Genomic DNA, 17,863 nt, shown 5'->3' with positions numbered 1-17,863 from the left:
GTGGGGAAGGCTCTGGGAAATACGCAGCGTGCCTGTGTGCGCACCGTAGCACGGCCAAGTGGAGCGATCCTGGCGTGTGCGCCGGATCGCTCCTTCGTGGCACTCAGGCCTTGGCGACTGCCTGGATCAGCACCGTGGCAGCCTCGGTCGACGAGCCCGGGTTCTGGCCCGTCACCAGCAGGCCATCGCGGCGCACGTACGACCCCCAGTCCGGGCCCTTGCTGTAGTTACCGCCCAGGTCCTTCAGCATGTCCTCCACCAGGAAGGGCACGACCTTGGTCAGGCCCACTGCGTCCTCCTCGGTGTTGGCAAAGCCGGTGACCTGCTTGCCGGCGACCAAGGGCTTGCCATCGGGCGCCTTGACCTGGCGCAGCACGCCCGGTGCGTGGCAGACCAGGCCGACCGGTTTGCCGCTGGCAACGAGCGATTCGATCAGCGCGATGGAGTGGGCGTCATTGGCCAGATCCCACAGCGGGCCGTGGCCGCCGGGGTAGAACACGGTGTCGAAGTCGGCAGCGTTGACGCTGTCCAGGCGCACGGTGGCGGCCAGCTGCGCTTTGGCGTCTGCGTCGGCTTCGAAGCGGTGGGTCAGTTCGGTCTGGAACGCCGGCTCGTTGCTCTTCGGGTCCAGCGGCGGCTGGCCACCCTTGGGCGAGGCCAGCACGATCTCCGCGCCCGTATCCTTGAAGGCGTAGTAGGGGGCGGCCAGTTCTTCCAGCCAGAAGCCGGTCTTGTGCCCGGTGTCGCCAAGCTGGTCGTGCGAGGTCAGAACGATGAGGACTTTCATGGGGGTGCTCCTGTTGGAAGGGTGATGCAGTAGACCGGTCGTCTAGCAGCTGATCGTAAAAAAACACTCCGCAGGGAGTGTGTCGGATGCATCCCTCGCTCAGCGTGAGGGATGCAGGATCTGTCGGGTGGTAAGCCGCGCGTTCTCGAAGGGCTGCGGACCGCGCACGATCTTGACCATGATGCTGGCGCCCAGCCACAGCTGGTAGAGGCTTTGTGCCAGAGCGGCGGCATCACCGTTGCTGGCCAGAGAGCCGTCGGCCTGGCCACCTTCGATCGCCCGGGTCAGGCGCTCGATGATGCCGGCCGTGCCACTGCGCAGGGCCGCACGCATGGCTGGCGAGAGGTCAGCCACTTCGGCGCCCAGCTTCACCGCCAGGCACTTGCCCTGGCAGTCCTCGAAGGACTGGCTCTCCATCCAGGCGGCGAAGTAGCGCTCAAGCTGCTCGGCCTTGTTCTGGCCGGCGCTGCCGAAGATCTGGTCCATCTCGGCCAGGTATTCGTCGAAGTAGTCCTGCAGAAGGGCTTCGCCGAAGGCCTCCTTCGAGCCGAAGTAGTGGTAGAACGAGCCCTTCGGCACGCCTGCTGCGGTCAGCACCTCGTTCAGGCCGACCGCCGAGAAGCCCTTGCCGCCCATGGTGCGGCGGCCGCTGGCCAGGATCTTCTGGCGGACGTCGGTGCCTGCAATGTCGGGGGCGGGGTTCATGGAAGCGACGATACTCCCGATTAGACCGGTCGTCTAGTGCCGTCTCAAGCGCGTGCGCTTGCCCAGTTTATGTAGAGTCGAGCCATGCTCGACTCAGGCCCTGCAGCCGAGCATGGGCTCGGCTCTACAGATCAGCCTTTGCGCACCCTCTGCAGGAAGGCCTCGACCGCCGGCACCTGGTAGGCTCCCTCGCGGCGCAGGATGCTCAGCGGCCGTTGCAGGCCCAGCGCCCGCACCGGAAGCCGGACCAGGCTGCTGTCCTGCAGGTCACGTACCACGCTGATGCTGGGCAGCCAGGCGATGCCGCCGCCATGGATCGCGGCCTGCTTCAGCGCCTCGGTATTGCCGAACTCCACGATGCTGCCGGTCTGCACGTCCAGCTGCTGCAGCAGCTCGCCGATCAGCTCGCGGGTGCCCGAGCCGGGCTCACGCATCAGCAGCGGCAATCCGTTGATGTCGGCCGGGTTGGCGCGTCTGCGCCTGGCCAAGGGATGCTGCGCACCCACCACGGGAATCAGTTCGTCGCGGCTGAATTCCTCCGCAACCACGCCTTCGACGCGGATCGGGCCTTCCACGAAACCCACGGTGAAACGCAGGTCCGCCACGCCCTGTGCAACCTGTTCGGTGTTGCCGACGAACAGGGAAATGCCCACCTGCGGGAACAGGGTGCGGAACTGCGCGACGAAACGCGGCAGCACATAGGTACCGATGGTGTTGCTGGCGCCCATCGACAGCTGCCCGGCGCGGGCATCGGCGAAATCACGCATCGCCGCCTGCGCGCTGTCGGCCACCGCGAACAACCGCGCCGAGTAGGCATGCAGCACCTTGCCCGGTTCGGTCAGCCGCATGCCGCGCGGCAGCCGCTCGAACAGCACCACTCCAAGGCGCCCCTCGAAATCCTTCAGCTCCCGCGACAACGCCGGTTGGGACACCCGCACGCGGATCGCAGCGGCGGAGATGCTGCCGGTCTCGGCGATGGCGTGGAAGATGGCCAGGTGATGGAGGTTCATGTGCGTGGGTTTCGGTCAGAGCTGCCCGATAAAGTACTGCACCACGAGGCTGCTGGTCGCCACGGCCACCCATACGCCCAGGCCCAGCAGGCTGGGGCGGACGCCGGTGGCGGCCATGCACCGCAGGTTGGCGGAAAGACCGATGGCGGACAGCGCGAACACGATCAGCACTTCAGCCAGCGTTTGCAGCAGCGGCAGCGCGGCGTCCGGCACCCAACCGGCGGTGCGCAGGCCCGAAGCCACCAGGAACCACAGGATGAACCACGGGAAGATCGCGCCGAGATTGAAGCCGCCCGCACTGCCTGCCGTGTTGCTGCGGCGCTTGGCGAAGGCCGCCATCACCACGGTCAGCACCAGGCAGACCGGGATGATCAGGGTCGAGCGGGTCAGTTTGACGATGGTGGCGTAACCGCCGGCCAGATCGCTGTAGGCGTAGCCGGCAGCGACCACCGACGAGGTGTCATTGATCGCCGTGCCCGCCCACAGGCCGAAGCCCTGGTCACTCATGTGCATCAGGTGGCCCAGCAGCGGGAACAGCAGCACCGCCACCAGGTTGAACAGGAAGATGGTGGAGATCGAGAACGCCGTTTCGTGATCGTCGGGCTTGAGGATGGGCGTGACCGCCGCAATCGCCGAGCCACCGCAGATCGCCGTACCCACGCCGATCAGCACGGTCATCTTGCCGTCCACGCGGAGCCAGCGGCCGAGCAGCCAGGCACTGAGGAAAGCCACCGACATCGTCACCAGGGTCACCGACAGTGATGACATGCCGGTCTTCAGCACCTCACCCAGGCTGAGCCCGAAGCCCAGCGCGATGATCGACCACTGCAGCACCTGCTTGCCGCCGAAGCGGATGCCGGCATCGAAGCGGCTGCCCGGCGCGAGCAGGTTCTTCAGCACGATGCCGAGGACGATGCCGAACACCGGGCCGCCGACCAGTGGCAGCCAGTGCCCCAGCATGAGTGCGACGGCGGCGACGGCGGCCGTCAGCAGCAGGCCGGCGTAATGGTGCTGGATCCAGCAGGGAGCAGGGGAGAGCGGGCGGTTCATTTCAGCAGCTGCGTGGGGTGGGATGGCCAGTGTGGTCGCCCGCCAGCCATGCATCCAATACACATAATGCAGTCATCCCATATCGAAATGGCATGGCATCGGCTGCGGCCCAGCGCTGTACCATCGGCAGCGCCCCCGGATCCGGCGAAGACGGCACACGATGCGATGAACCAAGCTGCTGTTGATGGAAACACCACGCCGTTTCGGGTCATCTTCGCTGGCATCTGCGCGCTGGTGCTGACCGTCGGCCTCGCCCGATTCGCCTACACGCCGATGCTGCCGATCATGAAGGCGCAGGCCGGCCTGGACTACGTCGCCGCCGGTTGGCTGGCTGCCATCAACTACGCCGGCTATATGGCCGGCACGCTGCTGGCGGCATCGGCGGGCGATCTTCGCCGGAAGTACGTGCTCTACCGCATCGGCCTGGTGGTGGCGGTGGCCAGTACCGTGGCCATGGGCCTGACCCGCGACCCGGTGGCCTGGGGCGTGTTGCGGTTCCTGTCCGGGCTGTCCAGCGTGGCTGGGCTGCTGCTGGCATCTGGCCTGGTATTGAACTGGCTGCTGCAGCGCGGACGACGCCCGGATCTGGGCCTGCACTTTACCGGCATGGGGCTGGGCATCGTGGTGTCCGGTGCGGCGGTGGTGCTGACCCTGCCTGCGCTGACTTGGTCGGGGCAGTGGATCGCCTTGGGGGTGCTGGGCCTGCTGTTCTTCGTGCCGGCCTGGCTGTGGATGCCCGCGCCGGCATCCGCGCCCAGCACCGCGGTCGAGCAGGGTGCACCACCACCGGCCACGTCAGTCGCGTGGATGCGCCTGCTCAACGCGGCCTATGTCTGTGCGGGCTTCGGCTTCGTCATCGGCGCCACCTTCATTGTCGCCATCCTTGAAAAGCTGCCCGTGCTGCAGGGCAGGGGCGGCTGGGTCTGGGTTGTCGTCGGCGTGGCCGCGCTGCCGTCCACCTTTGCCTGGGACCGCATCGCCCGCCGCTTCGGTGCGACCCGGGCGCTGCTGTTGGCCTACCTGCTGCAGGGCGCGGGCATGCTGCTGCCAGCGGTATCGTCCAGCACGGCCATCAATCTGCTGTCGGCGGGGCTGTTCGGCGCCACGTTCGTCGGCATCGTCAGTCTCACCTTGGCGCTGGTCGGGCGCCATGTGCCGTCCAATCCCTCCAAGGCCATGGCACGCATTACCCTCGGCTATGGTATGGCGCAGATCATCGGGCCGGTCATCGCCGGGTACATGGCCAGGGCGACCGGCAGCTACCAGAGCGCGCTGGTGGCCACGGCGGTACTGATGGGCTGCGGGGCGCTGCTGCTGTATGTGGCGGATCGACGTGAGGCGCGCGGTCACACTTGACGGCCAGCGCAGTCGACGCTGAAGATCGGCACCACGCGCCGACGCTCAAGGATTGAACATGTCTGGCTTCATCGGGGACCTGCTGGAAGGCATCGCGGACTTCTTCATCGATGTCTGGATGCTGCGCGCGTAGCGCTCCATATCTGGGCCGAGGCGATCCAATGAACATTCTCTGGGCCACGGCAGCCGCCATCGCACTGGCATGCGCCGGGTTCCTGGCCTGGCGCGGGTCGGTCGGCGGTAGCGGGCTGTTCCAGACATTTCTACTCGGCGCGGCAGCGTCCATCGCCTGCGTCATCCTGTCGGTTGCGATGGGCGGGCCCAGGCGAAGGCTTGTCGCCGGCCTGCTGCTGGCCGGCTACGGGCTGGCATTGATCGGCTTCCTGGTCGCCGTCGGCAATGTTCGCTGAGGGGCGGCGGCGCGGTCACGCTTGACGGCCAGCGCAGTCGACGCTGAAGATCGGTACCACGCGCCGACGCTCAAGGATTGAACATGTCTGGCTTCATCGGGGACCTGCTGGAAGGCATCGCGGACTTCTTCATCGATGTCTGGATGCTGCGCCGCCATCGCGCCGTGAAGGGGCGGCCGTCGAACCGCTGGGATGAGGACGCGGCCGATGTCGTGGTGTTCAACGGCTGGGTGATCGCTGTCTCGGTCGTGGTACTGGTCGCCAGCGTCGTGCTGTTCTTCGTGCTGAAGCTGCCGGGCTGGATCAGCCTGCTGCCCATTGCCGCTGGTGCCGTGTACGTGGGCTACCGGTGGATGGCGCTGGTGCGCGCATAGCCGTCCGGAGCGAATCCCAGGTGACCCCATGAAGATTCTCTGGGCCTTGGCAGCCGCCATCGCACTGGCATGCGCCGGATTTCTGGCCTGGCGCGGGTCGGTCGGTAGCGCCGGGTTGTTCCAGGCATTTCTGCTCGGCGTGGCAGCGTCCATCGCCTGCGTCATCCTGTCGGTTGCGGTGGGCGGGCCCAGGCGAAGGCTATTCGCCGGCGTACTGCTGGCCGGCTACGGGCTGGCATTGATCGGTTTCCTGGTCGCCCTCGGCAACGTGCGCTGAGGGGGGGCGGTGAACTGCGATGCCCGGCGATACATTTCGCCAGATTTCACCAATTGATAACTAATCTCATTTGGCATAGCATTCCGTCCGCCAGCCCCGGACCTTCGTCTCGCCAGCGCCCACGCTCACCGACACGAAGGCCCCATGAAGACTCTTTCCCTGCTCGCCGCCGCCGCGCTGGCGATGGCTGCATCCCTGCCGGCACACGCCCATACGCCCTACCTGGTGCCCAGCAACTTCGCGCCGCGGGCAAGGCAGACCGTTGCCATCGACGCCTCGTTCGCCGAGACCTTCTTCGTCCCTGAAACCGCGTTCGATGACAGCCAGTTCACCGTGACCAGCCCGGATGGCAAGCAGGCGCCGCTGGCCTCGCAGGTGATGAAGACCCGCACCGTGGCCGAGTACACGCTGCCAGCAGGCACGGGCACCTACCGCCTCAGTACGGGCCAGCGCCTGGGCGCGCTGTTCCGCACCTGGGAACAGAATGGCAAGCGCGAGAGTTCGCGCGACCCGGCGGTGAAGATTCCGGCCGGTGCCAAGGTGATCTCCGATTTCCAGTCGCTCACCCAGGCCGACAGCTACGTCACCGTCGGCAATCCCGACCGCGCCGCGCTGGCGCCGCGCAACAAGGGCGTGGAGCTGGTACCGGTCACCCATCCCAACGATCTGTACGTGGGCGAGACCTTCGATTTCATCGTGCAGTACGACGGCAAGCCGCTGGCCGACCAGGCCGTGGAAGTCACCGAGGCGGTGTGGAGCTCGGACCGCACGCCGCAGGTGGTCAACCTGAAGAGTGATGCCGCCGGGCACGTGCGCTTGCCGCTGTCCGCAGCCGGCACCTGGATCGCGCTGACCCGCCACCGCACCGCTGCGCCCGCCGGCGCGCCGGTGGCCGAGTACAGCAACAGCGTCACGCTCTCGTTCCGCGTGCTGAATCCCTGATTTCCCCGTAACACCGCCTTCGAGGTCGACATGAAAACCACCGTGCTTGCCAGTGCGTGCGTTGCCGCGCTGCTGCTTTCTTCCGCTGTCTCCGCACAGACCGCGCCCGGCCCGCGCCCGCTGGTGGGAGGCCACGGCAACAACGTGCTGGCCTTCATCGCCGAGCACGATGACAACGGCGATGGCCGGGTGACCTGGGAAGAGTTCGAGACCTTCCGTCGCACCCGCTTCGACGCCACCGATACCGACCGCAACGGCACTATCGAAGAAGCCGAGTACGTGGCCGAGTTCGATGCCCGCGTGGCCGCCGAGATCGAGCGCGAACGCGCCGCCCAGGTCGAGCAGACCAAGGCCCGTTTCGCTGCGCTGGACACCGACAGGGATGGCCAGGTCTCGCGCGCCGAGTTCGATGCCGCCGGTGAAAAGACCTGGCAGGGTGGGCAGAAGGCGCTGGCCAGCAAGGGCGCGGATGCCAAGGCCGCACCGCAGCGCGAAGCGAAGACCGCGGCCGGCGCGCAGCGCTTCGACAACCAGCAGCGCAGCCGCCTGGGCATGCCGACCAGCCACACCGCGGCCGGCTTCCTGGAGCTGTACGACGAGAACGGTGACGGCAAGGTCGACCGCGCCGAATACCAGCGCGTGCGCGATGCGCAGTTCGCCCGCACCGACAGCAGTGGCGATGGCCAGCTGAGCCTGGATGAGTACCTTGCCGAGTTCGAGACCCGCGTGGACCGCCGCATCGATGCGCTGGACCAGGGCGGCGACCGCCAGGTGCACGTGCGCTTTGGCGTGCTGGACGGTGACAAGGATGGCCACATGACCTTCGCCGAGTACCAGGTGTCGGGCAAGCGACTGTTCGAAACCGCCGACCGCAACAAGGATGGCGTGGTCGATGCGGCCGACGCCAAGGTGCCGGCACCCGCACCGCGCCGTTGATTGCCCGGGTCACCCGCGCGGGTGACCCGTCGTTGCAACCGTTGTTCTTTCTGCTGACCGGGCCGGCTGCATCAGGTGGTCCGGGAGGCCCCGTGCCTGATCGAGCCCTCGATGACGTCCTTTTCCAACCTGCTGCTGGCGACCTGCGTAACGCTGTGCGGACTGCATGCCGGCAGCGCCAGCGCTGCCGAACTGCACCGCGATGATGTGCTCGGCACCTCGCTGGACCTGCGCATCGACGGGCCTGCAGCGCAGGCGGCGGCTGCCCAGCAGGCGGCGCTGGCCGAGATCGAGCGGCTGGATGCCGTGCTCAGCCGCTGGCGCGCGGACAGCGAGCTGAGTCGCTTCAATGCCTCCACTGGACCCCAGCAACTGACCGGCGATCTGCGCGCCGTGCTGCGTCTGTGCGAGGAATGGCGGGTACGTACCGAAGGGCTTTTCAGCTGCCGCCTGGGTGCGCTGGCACAGCGCTGGCGGCAGGCACAGGAGAGCGGCGTGCTGCCGACGCGCGAGGAGCTGCGTGGATTGGCATCGGCTGCCGCCAGTGCGGAAGTCATCCTTGATGACCGCGCGCCGGTGACCCGTCCGCAGGCGGTGGTGTTCGATGTCGATGCCCTGGCCAAGGGCTACATCATCGATCACGCCATGGCGGCTGCACGTGCAGCGGCACCTGCCGCCACCGCGATCGCTCTGGATATCGGCGGCGATGCCCGTTACTGGCAGGCCAGCGGGGCAGGGCAGCCCTGGCCGGTGGGTGTGGCCGATGCCCGCGCACCGCGTGACAACCGGCCCGCGCTCGCCACCGTCGCGCTGCGCTCGCGGGCCATCGCTGCGAGCGGCCATGCCACCCGTGGCTACACGGTCGGCCGTCGCCAGTACAGCCACATTCTCGACCCCTGGTCGGGCTGGCCCATGCAGTTCGCACCGTCGGCGACGGTGGTGGCGCCCGATGCCAGCAGCGCCGATGCGCTGGCCACCGCGCTGTCGGTGATGCCGATCCGTTCCGGGTTGGAGCTGGCGGATGCGATGGCGGACGTCGCCGCACTCATCCTCAGCGACACCGGTACCGCCTTCGCCTCGCAGCGCTGGCCGGCCCTGTTGGCGGCCACCGACGGTGCAGCCACTGCGCCTGAGCAGCTGGTCATCGATTACCAGGTGCCCAACCTCGCCAGCGAGCGCTATCACGCGCCCTATCTGGCGATGTGGATCGCCCGCGAGGATGGCAGCCCGGTGCGCCAGCTGCTGGTGCTGGGCGGGCGCTCCCGCTATCTGCAGGATCTGCCGCAGTGGTGGCGCCGCTACGGCCGCGACGATCTGCCGGCCATCCAGGGCATCGCCCGGCCGACCCGCATGCCCGGGCGCTATTCGGTGGCCTGGGATGGTCGCGATGATCGCGGCCAGGCGCTGCCGCCGGGTGCGTACCGCGTGCAGATCGAGGCCGCGCGGCAGGGCGGGGGGCACGAATTCCTGTCCGTGCCGATCGATACCGGCCAGGGCGGCGGTCTTCCCGCCAAGGCGCAGGGCAGCAGCGAGATCGGCAGCCTGCAGGTCTCAAGGCCCTAGCCACACCCCATTCCCGTTTACTCCCAGCAACGCAGACCGCGCCGCACCCCGGCGCTCCGCAGCCAGGAACGCCCCGGGCCACATCGCCCAAGGGCACAACCACCTTCCACAACTGCGGAGTTCCCGATGAAACTGCAACCCTCACTGCTGGCCCTGGCCGTCGCCACCAGCCTCGCCGTGCCGGCCCTCGCCCGTGCGGCCGCGCTTGAAGCCGACAGCACCCTCGACACCATCCAGGTGACCGAGACGCGCAAGAAGTCCGACAACCAGAACGTCACCACGCTGTCGGCCAAGAACCTGCAGCAGCAGGGCGCGCAGAGCATGGAGGACGCCATCCGGTACGTGCCCGGCGTGGAAATGGTCGATCTCGGTCGCGCCGGTTTCAATGGCTTCAACATCCGCGGCATGGAAGCCGACCGCGTGTCCATCACCCTGGACGGCCTGAGCTTCCCGCAGAGCATGGACCCGGGCACCTACCAGCCCTATGAATTCTTCCGTTCCGGCCGCGGCAGCGTCGATCTGGAAGCGGTGAAGACGGTGGAGATCATCAAGGGTGCCGACGCGATCACTGCCGGCAGTGGTGCGCTCAGCGGCGCGGTGATGTTCACCACCAAGGACCCGGCCGATTTCCTCAAGGCCAGCGGCAACGACAGCTTCGGTTCGGTGAAGTACGGCTACACCGGTTCCAGCGACGAGAACATGGGTTCGCTGACCCTGGCCAACCGCACCGGCAGGTTCGAATCGCTGCTGGTCTACACCAAGCGCGATGGCCACGAGACCGAATCCTGGTACGACACCACCATCGACCGCCTTGGCCCGGGCCGCCGCACGCCTGATCCGGTCGACCGCGAGAGCGACAACCTGCTGTTCAAGGTCAACTTCCTGGCCACCGACACCCAGACCCTGGGCGTGGTGTATGAGCGCGCGCGCTCCACCAACGATGTCGACAACTGGACCCGCAGCGACGGCACCGGCTCGTACTTCTTCCGCAGCGCCGAAGACCGCAGCGATCGCGACCGCTACGGCCTGAAGTACACCTGGCGCGCGGACAACGCGCTGTTCGACAGCATGGAAGCCACCGCCGACTACCAGAAGAACTACATCCAGGGCCAGACCAACGTGCTGGTGGCCAACGGCACCGCGGCCACCTATGGCACCCGCTGTTCGACCACCGATCCGTGCTCGCGCCAGGAAAACCGCTGGGACACGCAGAAGCGCAACCGCGTCGCCCTGGACTTCGACAAGAGCCTTGAAGCCGCCGGCCTGCGCCATGACATCGTCTACGGTGCCGCCTGGCAGCAGGCGAAAATCCACTGGAACTCCGTGGACTCGCGCTGGGGCAACGATGGCAGCCTGTTCACCCGCGATACCGATCCGTCGCTGTGGCCGGACACCCGCGAGACCGACCTGACCGCCTACGTGCGTGACCGCGTGCGCCTGCTCGACGACCGCCTCAGCCTGACCGGCGGCCTGCGCTACGACAGCTACAAGTACACCCCGGAGACCTCGGCCGGTGGCAATGGCCAGTCGGGCTACGAGGACGACGCAGGCAGCGTCGGCGTCTCCAAGTTCTCTTCGCCGACCTGGAACCTGGGCGCCGAGTTCAAGTTCACCGATACCCAGTCGCTGTGGGTGCAGGGCGGCCGCGGCTTCCGCGCGCCGGGCGTGAATGACATGTACGGCAGCGCATCCAGCACCGACTACACCCGCGTGTCCGACGGCGCCACCGTGTCGTTGCCCGATGGCAGGAGCAACCCGGACCTGGACGCCGAGCGCAGCCTGAACCTGGAAATGGGCTGGCGCTTCCAGAGCGATCGCCTGCGCGTGGGCGTGTCGGTGTTCCGTGACAAGTACAGCAACTTCATCGACACCGCCCAGTACCTGGCCGACGAAGGCATCCAGTACCGCAACAGCCGCGGCGTGGTCAGCAACGGCTACACCTACACCATGCCGATCAACCGCGGCGACGTGGAAGTGAAGGGCGTGGAAGCCGAGGGCATGTGGCTGCTGGCCGACGACTGGCTGGCCCGCGTGGCCTACTCGTACAACGAAGGCACCGACAACGACGGTGAGCCGCTGGCCAGCATCATCCCGGCCAAGGCCGTGGGCGGCCTGACCTACAACGCGCCGTCGCGCCGCTGGAGCGTCACCGCCAACATCACCCACCAGCAGCGCAAGGACCCGTCGGACTACGGCAAGAGCATCACCAACGGCAGCTACGGCGTTGAAGTGGTGCCGGTCTACGCCTACAAGGCACGCGAGTACACGCTGCTGGATGTGTTCGGCAGCTACGCCATCACCCCGAAGATCAACCTGACGGCCGGCGTCTACAACGTGTTCAACAAGGAGTATTACCTGTGGAACCGCGTGCGTACGGCGGGTGCAGGTACCGCGATCTTCCAGGGTGCAACCAGCCCTGATGGCATCGGCCGCTGGTCGCAGCCGGGCCGCAACGTGCGCTTCACCCTGAGCTACGACTTCCTGTAAGCAGGGCAGGGGTCGGATCCCTTTCCGCAGGAAAGGGCTCCGACCCCGTTGCACGGAACGCATCCACGCACGGCGTGGATCTACTGAGGGAGTTCCGCCTTGGTAGATCCACGCCATGCGTGGATGAACCGGCCGGTCCACGCGGTTTGGTTGGCGTCAGACGGTGCTTGGGTCATGCAGCCCGCGCAGCTTCTTCTTGTTGATCTTGCCCACGCTGGTTCGTTCCAGCGACTCCACGAACGCAACCCGTTCGGGAATCGCATAGCGGGAAAGATCACCCGCACGGCTGCGCGCGGCGATCAGCTCGATGATCTCGGCTTCGCTCACCTCGCGTCCCGCATGCCGCACCACCAGGGGCAGGGGACGCTCGCCCCATTTCGTGTCGGCGATACCGATCACCGCCACCTCGTTCACCGCCGGGTGCAGGGCGATGATGTCCTCCAGTGCCAGCGAAGAGATCCATTCGCCACCGGTCTTGATCACATCCTTGATGCGGTCGGTCACCCGCAGGTAGCCACCGGCATCGATGTTGCCGATATCCCCGGTGTGCAGGTAACCACCGGCCCACAGCGCGGCCGATGCATCAGGGTTGTGCAGGTAGCCCTGGGTCAACCAGGGCGCGCGCACCACCACCTCACCCGTGGCGACGCCGTCGTGGGCCACGTCCTGCATCTCTGGATCGACGATGCGCAGGTCCACCAGCGGCACCGGAATGCCCGCCTTGGTCCGCAGCGAGAGTTCCTCCTCCGCATCGTCCAGCGCGTCCACATCGATCTGCGCCAGCGTCAACAGCGGGCAGGTCTCGGACATGCCATACCCCCCGAAGATGTCGACGCCCAGCGCCAGCGCACGCTGCGCCAGTGCCCGTGGCAGGGCCGCGCCGCCGATGATCACCTTCCACTGGCTCAGGTCGATCTGTGCCGCGCTGGGGTGTTCCAGCAGCATGTGCAGGATGGTAGGCACGCAGTGGGAGAACGTCACCTTCTCGCGGTCGATCAGGGCCAGCAGGTTGCCGGGCAGGTAGCGGCCCGGATAGACCTGCTTGATGCCCATCAGGGTCGCCACGTAAGGCACGCCCCACGCATGCACATGGAACATCGGGGTGATCGGCATGTACACGTCGCCGCGATGCATGCGCCCCTGGCTGGCCGCGCTGCCCAGCGCCGCCATTGCCGCCAGCGAATGCAGCACCAGCTGCCGGTGGCTGAAATACACGCCTTTCGGCAGGCCGGTGGTGCCGGTGGTGTAGAACACGGTCGCGCGGGTGTTCTCGTCGAAATCCGGGAACGCCGTGACGGGCGTGGCCGCGCGCAGGCCGGCCTCGTACTCGGTCACGAAACCGGCGGGCAGTTCGCCCTCGGCATCGTCGAGCAGGATGCGGGTGCGCAGGTCGGGCAGGTGCTCCTCGATGGCGGCCAGCATCGGCAGGAACTCGCGGTTGGCGAGGATCACCCGCGCACCGCTGTGGTTGAGTGTGTAGGCAATCTGCTCCGGCGCCAGGCGGATGTTCACCATCATCAGCACAGCGCCGATCATCGGCACCGCGAAGTAGCTCTCCAGGTAGCGGTTGCTGTCCCAGTCCATCACCGCCACGGTGTCGCCGGGCTTCACCCCCAGCGAGGTGAGCAGGCCGGCCAACTGGCCGATGCGCGCCTGCAGGGTGCGGTAGTCGAAGCGCACGTTGTCGCCGTAGACGATTTCCTGCCCGGGGTTTACCGCCAGTGGCGTGAGCAGCAGCTGCTTGATCAGCAGCGGGTAGGCGTGGGCCTCGATGGCGGACGGGTGTGCGGCGGGGGTCGATGACATGGACGGTCCTTGTGGGTGGCGCATCAGCGGCCGTTTTTCATGCGGCCACGTTAGCAACCCGGTAGACGCGCACCAGCGTACCTAGGTACCCGTGCCCGGCCGCGGATGTTTTGCTAATCTCGCTTGAACATGCCAACCCTGCTTATCGCCGACGACCATCCCCTGTTCCGCGCTGCGCTGCACCGCGCGGCCGAAGAAGCCGTCTCGGATCTGCAGATCAGCGAAGCCGATTCGCTGAACAGCGTGCTGGAGACCCTGGAACGCCAGTCGATCGACCTGATGCTGCTGGACCTGCACATGCCGGGCAACCACGGCCTGGCCGGGCTGGCCACGATCCGCGCCCTGCAGCCGGGGCTTGCGATCATCATCGTCTCGGCCAACGAGGAACCGCAGGTCATCCGCCGCGCGATCGATCTGGGGGCCGCCGGCTACCTGCCCAAGAGCTCAGGGCTGAGCGAACTGCAGCTGGCCCTGCAGTCGGTGCTGGAGGGGGAGCGCTGGATTCCCGCGATCCTGCGTGAGCCGGTCGCACGCGTGGCGCCCTTCAGCAAGGATGCCGACCTGGCCGCGCGCCTGGCCAGCCTGTCCGCGCACCAGTACAAGGTACTGGGGCTGGTGGCCGAGGGCCTCCTCAACAAGCAGATCGCCGACCGCCTTGGCGTGCAGCTGCGCACGGTCAAGGCGCACATGACCCGCATCATGGAGCGGCTGGGCGTGCGCAATCGTGCCCAGGCCATTCGTGTGCTGCATGAAATGGGCCTGAGCGACCCTTCCCGGCATATCGAAGACGCGCAGGACGCCTGAGCGATCAGGCGGGCAGGGTGTTCGGCGCCGCCAGCAGGTGGTTGATCGCCCAGCGCAGCGCCAGCGGCTTGAACGGCTTGTTCAACAGCGAGAGCCCGGCGCCGCGAACCGCCTCGCGCGTGTCGCTGCCGGTATCGGCGCTGAGGATAACCGTCGGCTGCGGCCCATGCATCGCGACCAGGCGCTGCCAGAGCGCCACACCGGTGTCGCCGTCATCGAGGTGGTAGTCGAACAGCCACAGCGCCGCGTCCCCGGCCGAATCCTGCACCGCAGCGGCATCGGCCACCGCAACGACATCGCAGCCCCAGGCCAGCAGCATCTGCCGCATGGCCTCCAGTGCTTCGGCATCGTTGTCGACCACCAGCACGCGCAGGCCCTTGATGGTGCTGCTGCCGCCGCTCACCGGCGTGCTGCGCGGCACCTCCGGCGGCGTTGCCCGCGAAACGCTGATCGAGAAGGCCGACCCACGGCCGGGCACGCTGCGCAGCTGCAGCGGTGCATGCAGCAGCGCTGCAATGCGGTGGGCGATGGTCAGGCCCAATCCCAGGCCCTGCCCGTTGCTGCGGTCGACCCGGTGGAACTCCTCGAACACCACCGCCTGCTGCTCCGGTGCGATGCCGGGACCACTGTCATGCACGCCGATCGACAGCCGATCGCCATGGCGGCGTACACCGAGCAGCACGCCGCCGCTGCGCGTGTAGCGGATGGCATTGGCCAGGAAGTTCTGCAGCACGCGGCGCAGCAGCAGCGGATCGCTGTGGACCCAGACGCGGGTGCCGACATAGCCGAAGTGCAGCCCACGCGCGGCGGCCAGCACCGCAAACTCCTGCGCCAGCGGATCGAGCACGCTGGACAGCGCGAACGGGCGAGGATCGGCAACCAGGCCGCCGGCTTCCAGCCGCGAAATGTCCAGCAGGCCGGAGAGCAGGTCGTCAGTGGAATCCAGCGCGCCACGGATCTGCCGCAGGAAACTGTCCAGGAACTCCGATTCGATGTGCTGCGACATCGCATCGGTCAGCAGCTGGGCCGCATGCAGCGGCTGGATCAGATCGTGGCCCACCGCGGTGAGGAAGCGGGTCTTGGCCACGTTGGCCCGTTCGGCCTCATGCACCGCCTGTTCCAGCCGCGCAGTGCGGTCCTGCACGCGGCGCTCGAGGGTTTCGTTGCTGCGTTTCAGCGCATCCTCGGCACGGCGGAAGGCGGTGACATCGGTGAAGGTGGCCACGTAGCCACCGCCCGGCATCGGGTTGCCGCGGATCTCGACGATGGTGTTGTCCGGGAAGATCCGTTCGGACAGGTGCGGGGTGCCCCGGCGCATGTGCACCACGCGGCGCTGCAGGGCCTTCTCCGGGCTGTCGCCGGGAACATGGCCGATTCGCAGCTGGCCCAGCGCCCATGCGGTGAGGTTGGCGACCGGCTGGCCGACCTGCAGCAGTTCCGGCGGGAACTTGAACAGCGCCGCATAACGGCTGTTCCAGGCCACCAGCTGCAGCTGCGCATCGACCACGCTGATGCCCTGGCTCATATTCTCCAATGCTGCTTCCAGCAGGCGCTGATTGAAACGCAGCACCTGGGTCGCTTCGCCCACCGCGCGGGTGACCGCGTCCAGCGGAGCCGCACCGCCATCGCGTGCCGCCTCCACCAGCAGCCGTGCCATGCCGGCACCGACCACAGCGGTCAGCTCGCGCTCGATGGCGGTGACCCGCTCGTCATCCAGCACCTGCCCGGCGTGGCCATCCATCAGCTGCCGGGCCCGCTCCGGGCCAAGGAAGCGGCCGGCGGTCTTGCGCAGCGACACTGCTGCCACCGCATCGCGCTGCCGCGGCAGCGACGGACGCACCGCGCGTGCCACAAGCACCACCGCCAGCAGGTTGGCAGCGAGGCTGGCGCCCATGCTGATGGCGATATGCCCCGGCTGCAGCCGCATCGACAGGAGGGCCAGCCAGTGCACCCCATCGGTGCTCGCCCCGTGTGGCACGGCAGGCACGATCATCGGCAGCAGCACCAGCCACAGCCACACCAGCGAGCCGACCACGATGCCGGCAATGATCGCCGGTGACGGCGTGCGCGGCCGGTACACCGCCAGCAGCACCGCCGGTGCCAGCTGCGAGAGCGCGGTGAACGACATCAGGCCGAAGTCACTGAGCGCTTCGGTATCGCTCATCGCCCGGCTGTACAGCCAGGCCATCAGGAACACCGCAAGAATGCCGGCGCGACGGAACGCCAGCACGCGCGGGCGCAGATCGCCTGCCGCGAGCCCGCCGTCGATACCGCCCAGCAGGCGCGCGCCCACGCCGTGGTTGCCCAGCATGATCGACAGCGTCAGGCCGGACAGGATCATCATGCCAGTGGCCGCGCTCAAGCTGCCCAGGTAGGCCACCAGGGCCAGCAGGTGGTGGCCGCCGGCCAGCGGCAGGGCAAGGACGTACAGGTCCGGCGATACCAACGCCGGCAACTGTGAGGCGCCGTACAGGGCCATCGGCACCGACGGCAGGCCGATCAGCAGCAGGTACATCGGGAACAGCCAGCGCGCCGTCTTCAGGTCCGACGGCTGGCGCAGCTCGACCACGCCCACATGGAACTGGTGGGGCAGGGTGAAGGCGGAGATCGCACCCAGCGCGACCATGGTCAGATAATCAGGCACCACCGCCGGCGGCGGCAGCGTGGCCATCTTCTCCAGCAGCGGGCCACCGGCCTGCTGCACCGACAGCCCCGCGTACAGGCCGATGGCCAGCAGGGCGACCAGCTTCAACACCGATTCCAGCCCGAGCGCCACCACGATGCCGCGGTTGTGTTCGGTGGCCGAGGCCTTGCGTGCGCCGAACAGCAGGGTGAACGCCGCCATTGTCAGCGCGAACCAGAACGACATGTCCAGCTGCCAGCCGGCCGGCGTGAAGCGGTCACCCAGCAGTGCGCCCAGCCCTTGGCTGACCGCCTTCAACTGCAGCGCGATGTACGGAATGATGCCGAACAGAGCGACCACAGTGATGGTCACGCCCAGGCCCTGGTCGGCGCGCAGCCGTGCCACCACCAGATCGGCAATGGTGGCACTGTTGTGCTGCTTGGCAAGGCGGCCGAGACGGGCCAGGAAGGGCAGGCCGAAGGCAAAGATCAGCGCCATGCCCACCAGCGTCGGCGGAATCGGGAAGCCCCATTGCACGCCCTGCGACGCCGCACCGTAGTAGGTCCAGGCGGTGCAGTGCACGGCCAGTGACAGCGCATAGATGGCCGGCCACACGCGCGCGAGCCGGTGCCCCTGGCGCTCGCCCCACAGGGCCACGCCAAACAGCAGAACGGTCCACGCAATACAGGCGAACAGGACGATGGAAGGCGTCAACATCGCTCCAGTGTAGAGA

Annotated in this window: 15 protein-coding genes; 9 read left to right on the top strand and 6 right to left on the bottom strand. The window is 67.5% G+C overall.

Annotated features, from left to right (window positions below):
• Nucleotides 1-103 precede the first annotated feature (103 nt).
• From IAE56_RS00765 to IAE56_RS00750, 4 genes are all read right to left on the bottom strand, one after another.
• Entirely contained in the window at nucleotides 104-787 is a 684-nt protein-coding gene (locus tag IAE56_RS00765) for a type 1 glutamine amidotransferase domain-containing protein (RefSeq protein ID WP_200751081.1), read from the bottom strand.
• Nucleotides 788-886: 99 nt separating this feature from the next.
• A complete protein-coding gene (locus IAE56_RS00760; RefSeq protein ID WP_200751080.1) occupies nucleotides 887-1,492 on the bottom strand; it encodes a TetR/AcrR family transcriptional regulator in 606 nt (201 codons plus the stop codon).
• Nucleotides 1,493-1,623: 131 nt separating this feature from the next.
• A complete protein-coding gene (locus tag IAE56_RS00755) occupies nucleotides 1,624-2,502 on the bottom strand; it encodes a LysR family transcriptional regulator (protein WP_200751079.1) in 879 nt (292 codons plus the stop codon).
• Between the two features lie 15 nt (nucleotides 2,503-2,517).
• The gene (locus tag IAE56_RS00750; RefSeq protein WP_200751078.1) at nucleotides 2,518-3,552 is read right to left on the bottom strand and encodes a YeiH family protein; all 1,035 of its coding nucleotides are present in this window, start codon (nucleotides 3,550-3,552) and stop codon (nucleotides 2,518-2,520) included.
• Between the two features lie 165 nt (nucleotides 3,553-3,717).
• Here IAE56_RS00750 and IAE56_RS00745 point away from each other — a divergent pair, with 165 nt between their 5' ends.
• The 8 genes from IAE56_RS00745 to IAE56_RS00710 all read left to right on the top strand — a co-directional run bounded on the left by IAE56_RS00745 (nucleotide 3,718) and on the right by IAE56_RS00710 (nucleotide 11,897).
• Nucleotides 3,718-4,908 carry a YbfB/YjiJ family MFS transporter gene (locus IAE56_RS00745; protein WP_200751077.1) on the top strand — a complete coding sequence of 397 codons (1,191 nt, stop codon included), beginning with the start codon at nucleotides 3,718-3,720 and terminating at the stop codon, nucleotides 4,906-4,908.
• Nucleotides 4,909-5,069: 161 nt separating this feature from the next.
• Entirely contained in the window at nucleotides 5,070-5,318 is a 249-nt protein-coding gene (locus IAE56_RS00740; protein ID WP_200751076.1) for a hypothetical protein, read from the top strand.
• Between the two features lie 83 nt (nucleotides 5,319-5,401).
• Nucleotides 5,402-5,692: a hypothetical protein gene (locus IAE56_RS00735; protein ID WP_200751075.1), complete on the top strand. Its 291-nt coding sequence runs from the start codon at nucleotides 5,402-5,404 to the stop codon at nucleotides 5,690-5,692.
• Nucleotides 5,693-5,720: 28 nt separating this feature from the next.
• On the top strand, nucleotides 5,721-5,969 hold the full coding sequence (locus IAE56_RS00730; protein ID WP_200751074.1) for a hypothetical protein: 249 nt from the start codon (nucleotides 5,721-5,723) through the stop codon (nucleotides 5,967-5,969).
• A gap of 144 nt (nucleotides 5,970-6,113) precedes the next feature.
• Entirely contained in the window at nucleotides 6,114-6,911 is a 798-nt protein-coding gene (locus IAE56_RS00725; RefSeq protein ID WP_200751073.1) for a DUF4198 domain-containing protein, read from the top strand.
• A 30-nt stretch (nucleotides 6,912-6,941) separates the two neighbouring features.
• The gene (locus IAE56_RS00720) at nucleotides 6,942-7,847 is read left to right on the top strand and encodes an EF-hand domain-containing protein (RefSeq protein ID WP_200751072.1); all 906 of its coding nucleotides are present in this window, start codon (nucleotides 6,942-6,944) and stop codon (nucleotides 7,845-7,847) included.
• A 111-nt stretch (nucleotides 7,848-7,958) separates the two neighbouring features.
• The gene (locus IAE56_RS00715; protein WP_200751071.1) at nucleotides 7,959-9,410 is read left to right on the top strand and encodes a DUF2271 domain-containing protein; all 1,452 of its coding nucleotides are present in this window, start codon (nucleotides 7,959-7,961) and stop codon (nucleotides 9,408-9,410) included.
• Between the two features lie 126 nt (nucleotides 9,411-9,536).
• Nucleotides 9,537-11,897 (top strand): TonB-dependent hemoglobin/transferrin/lactoferrin family receptor, encoded by a 2,361-nt coding sequence (locus IAE56_RS00710; protein WP_200751070.1) that lies wholly within the window; start codon nucleotides 9,537-9,539, stop codon nucleotides 11,895-11,897.
• A gap of 156 nt (nucleotides 11,898-12,053) precedes the next feature.
• Here the strand turns inward: IAE56_RS00710 and IAE56_RS00705 are convergent, their stop codons facing one another.
• A complete protein-coding gene (locus IAE56_RS00705; protein ID WP_200751069.1) occupies nucleotides 12,054-13,703 on the bottom strand; it encodes a fatty acid--CoA ligase in 1,650 nt (549 codons plus the stop codon).
• Nucleotides 13,704-13,832: 129 nt separating this feature from the next.
• Between IAE56_RS00705 and IAE56_RS00700 the strand changes: the two genes are divergently transcribed.
• Nucleotides 13,833-14,507 carry a response regulator transcription factor gene (locus tag IAE56_RS00700; RefSeq protein WP_200751068.1) on the top strand — a complete coding sequence of 225 codons (675 nt, stop codon included), beginning with the start codon at nucleotides 13,833-13,835 and terminating at the stop codon, nucleotides 14,505-14,507.
• A gap of 4 nt (nucleotides 14,508-14,511) precedes the next feature.
• On the opposite strand, the gene IAE56_RS00695 is transcribed toward IAE56_RS00700, so the two are convergent.
• The gene (locus IAE56_RS00695) at nucleotides 14,512-17,847 is read right to left on the bottom strand and encodes a PAS-domain containing protein (RefSeq protein ID WP_200751067.1); all 3,336 of its coding nucleotides are present in this window, start codon (nucleotides 17,845-17,847) and stop codon (nucleotides 14,512-14,514) included.
• Nucleotides 17,848-17,863: the final 16 nt, after the last annotated feature.

Source organism: Stenotrophomonas sp. S41 (assembly GCF_016624625.1).
GTDB lineage: Bacteria > Pseudomonadota > Gammaproteobacteria > Xanthomonadales > Xanthomonadaceae > Stenotrophomonas.
The sequence above is the reverse complement of the archived record's forward strand: the minus strand, read 5'-3'. Positions and strand labels throughout refer to the sequence as shown.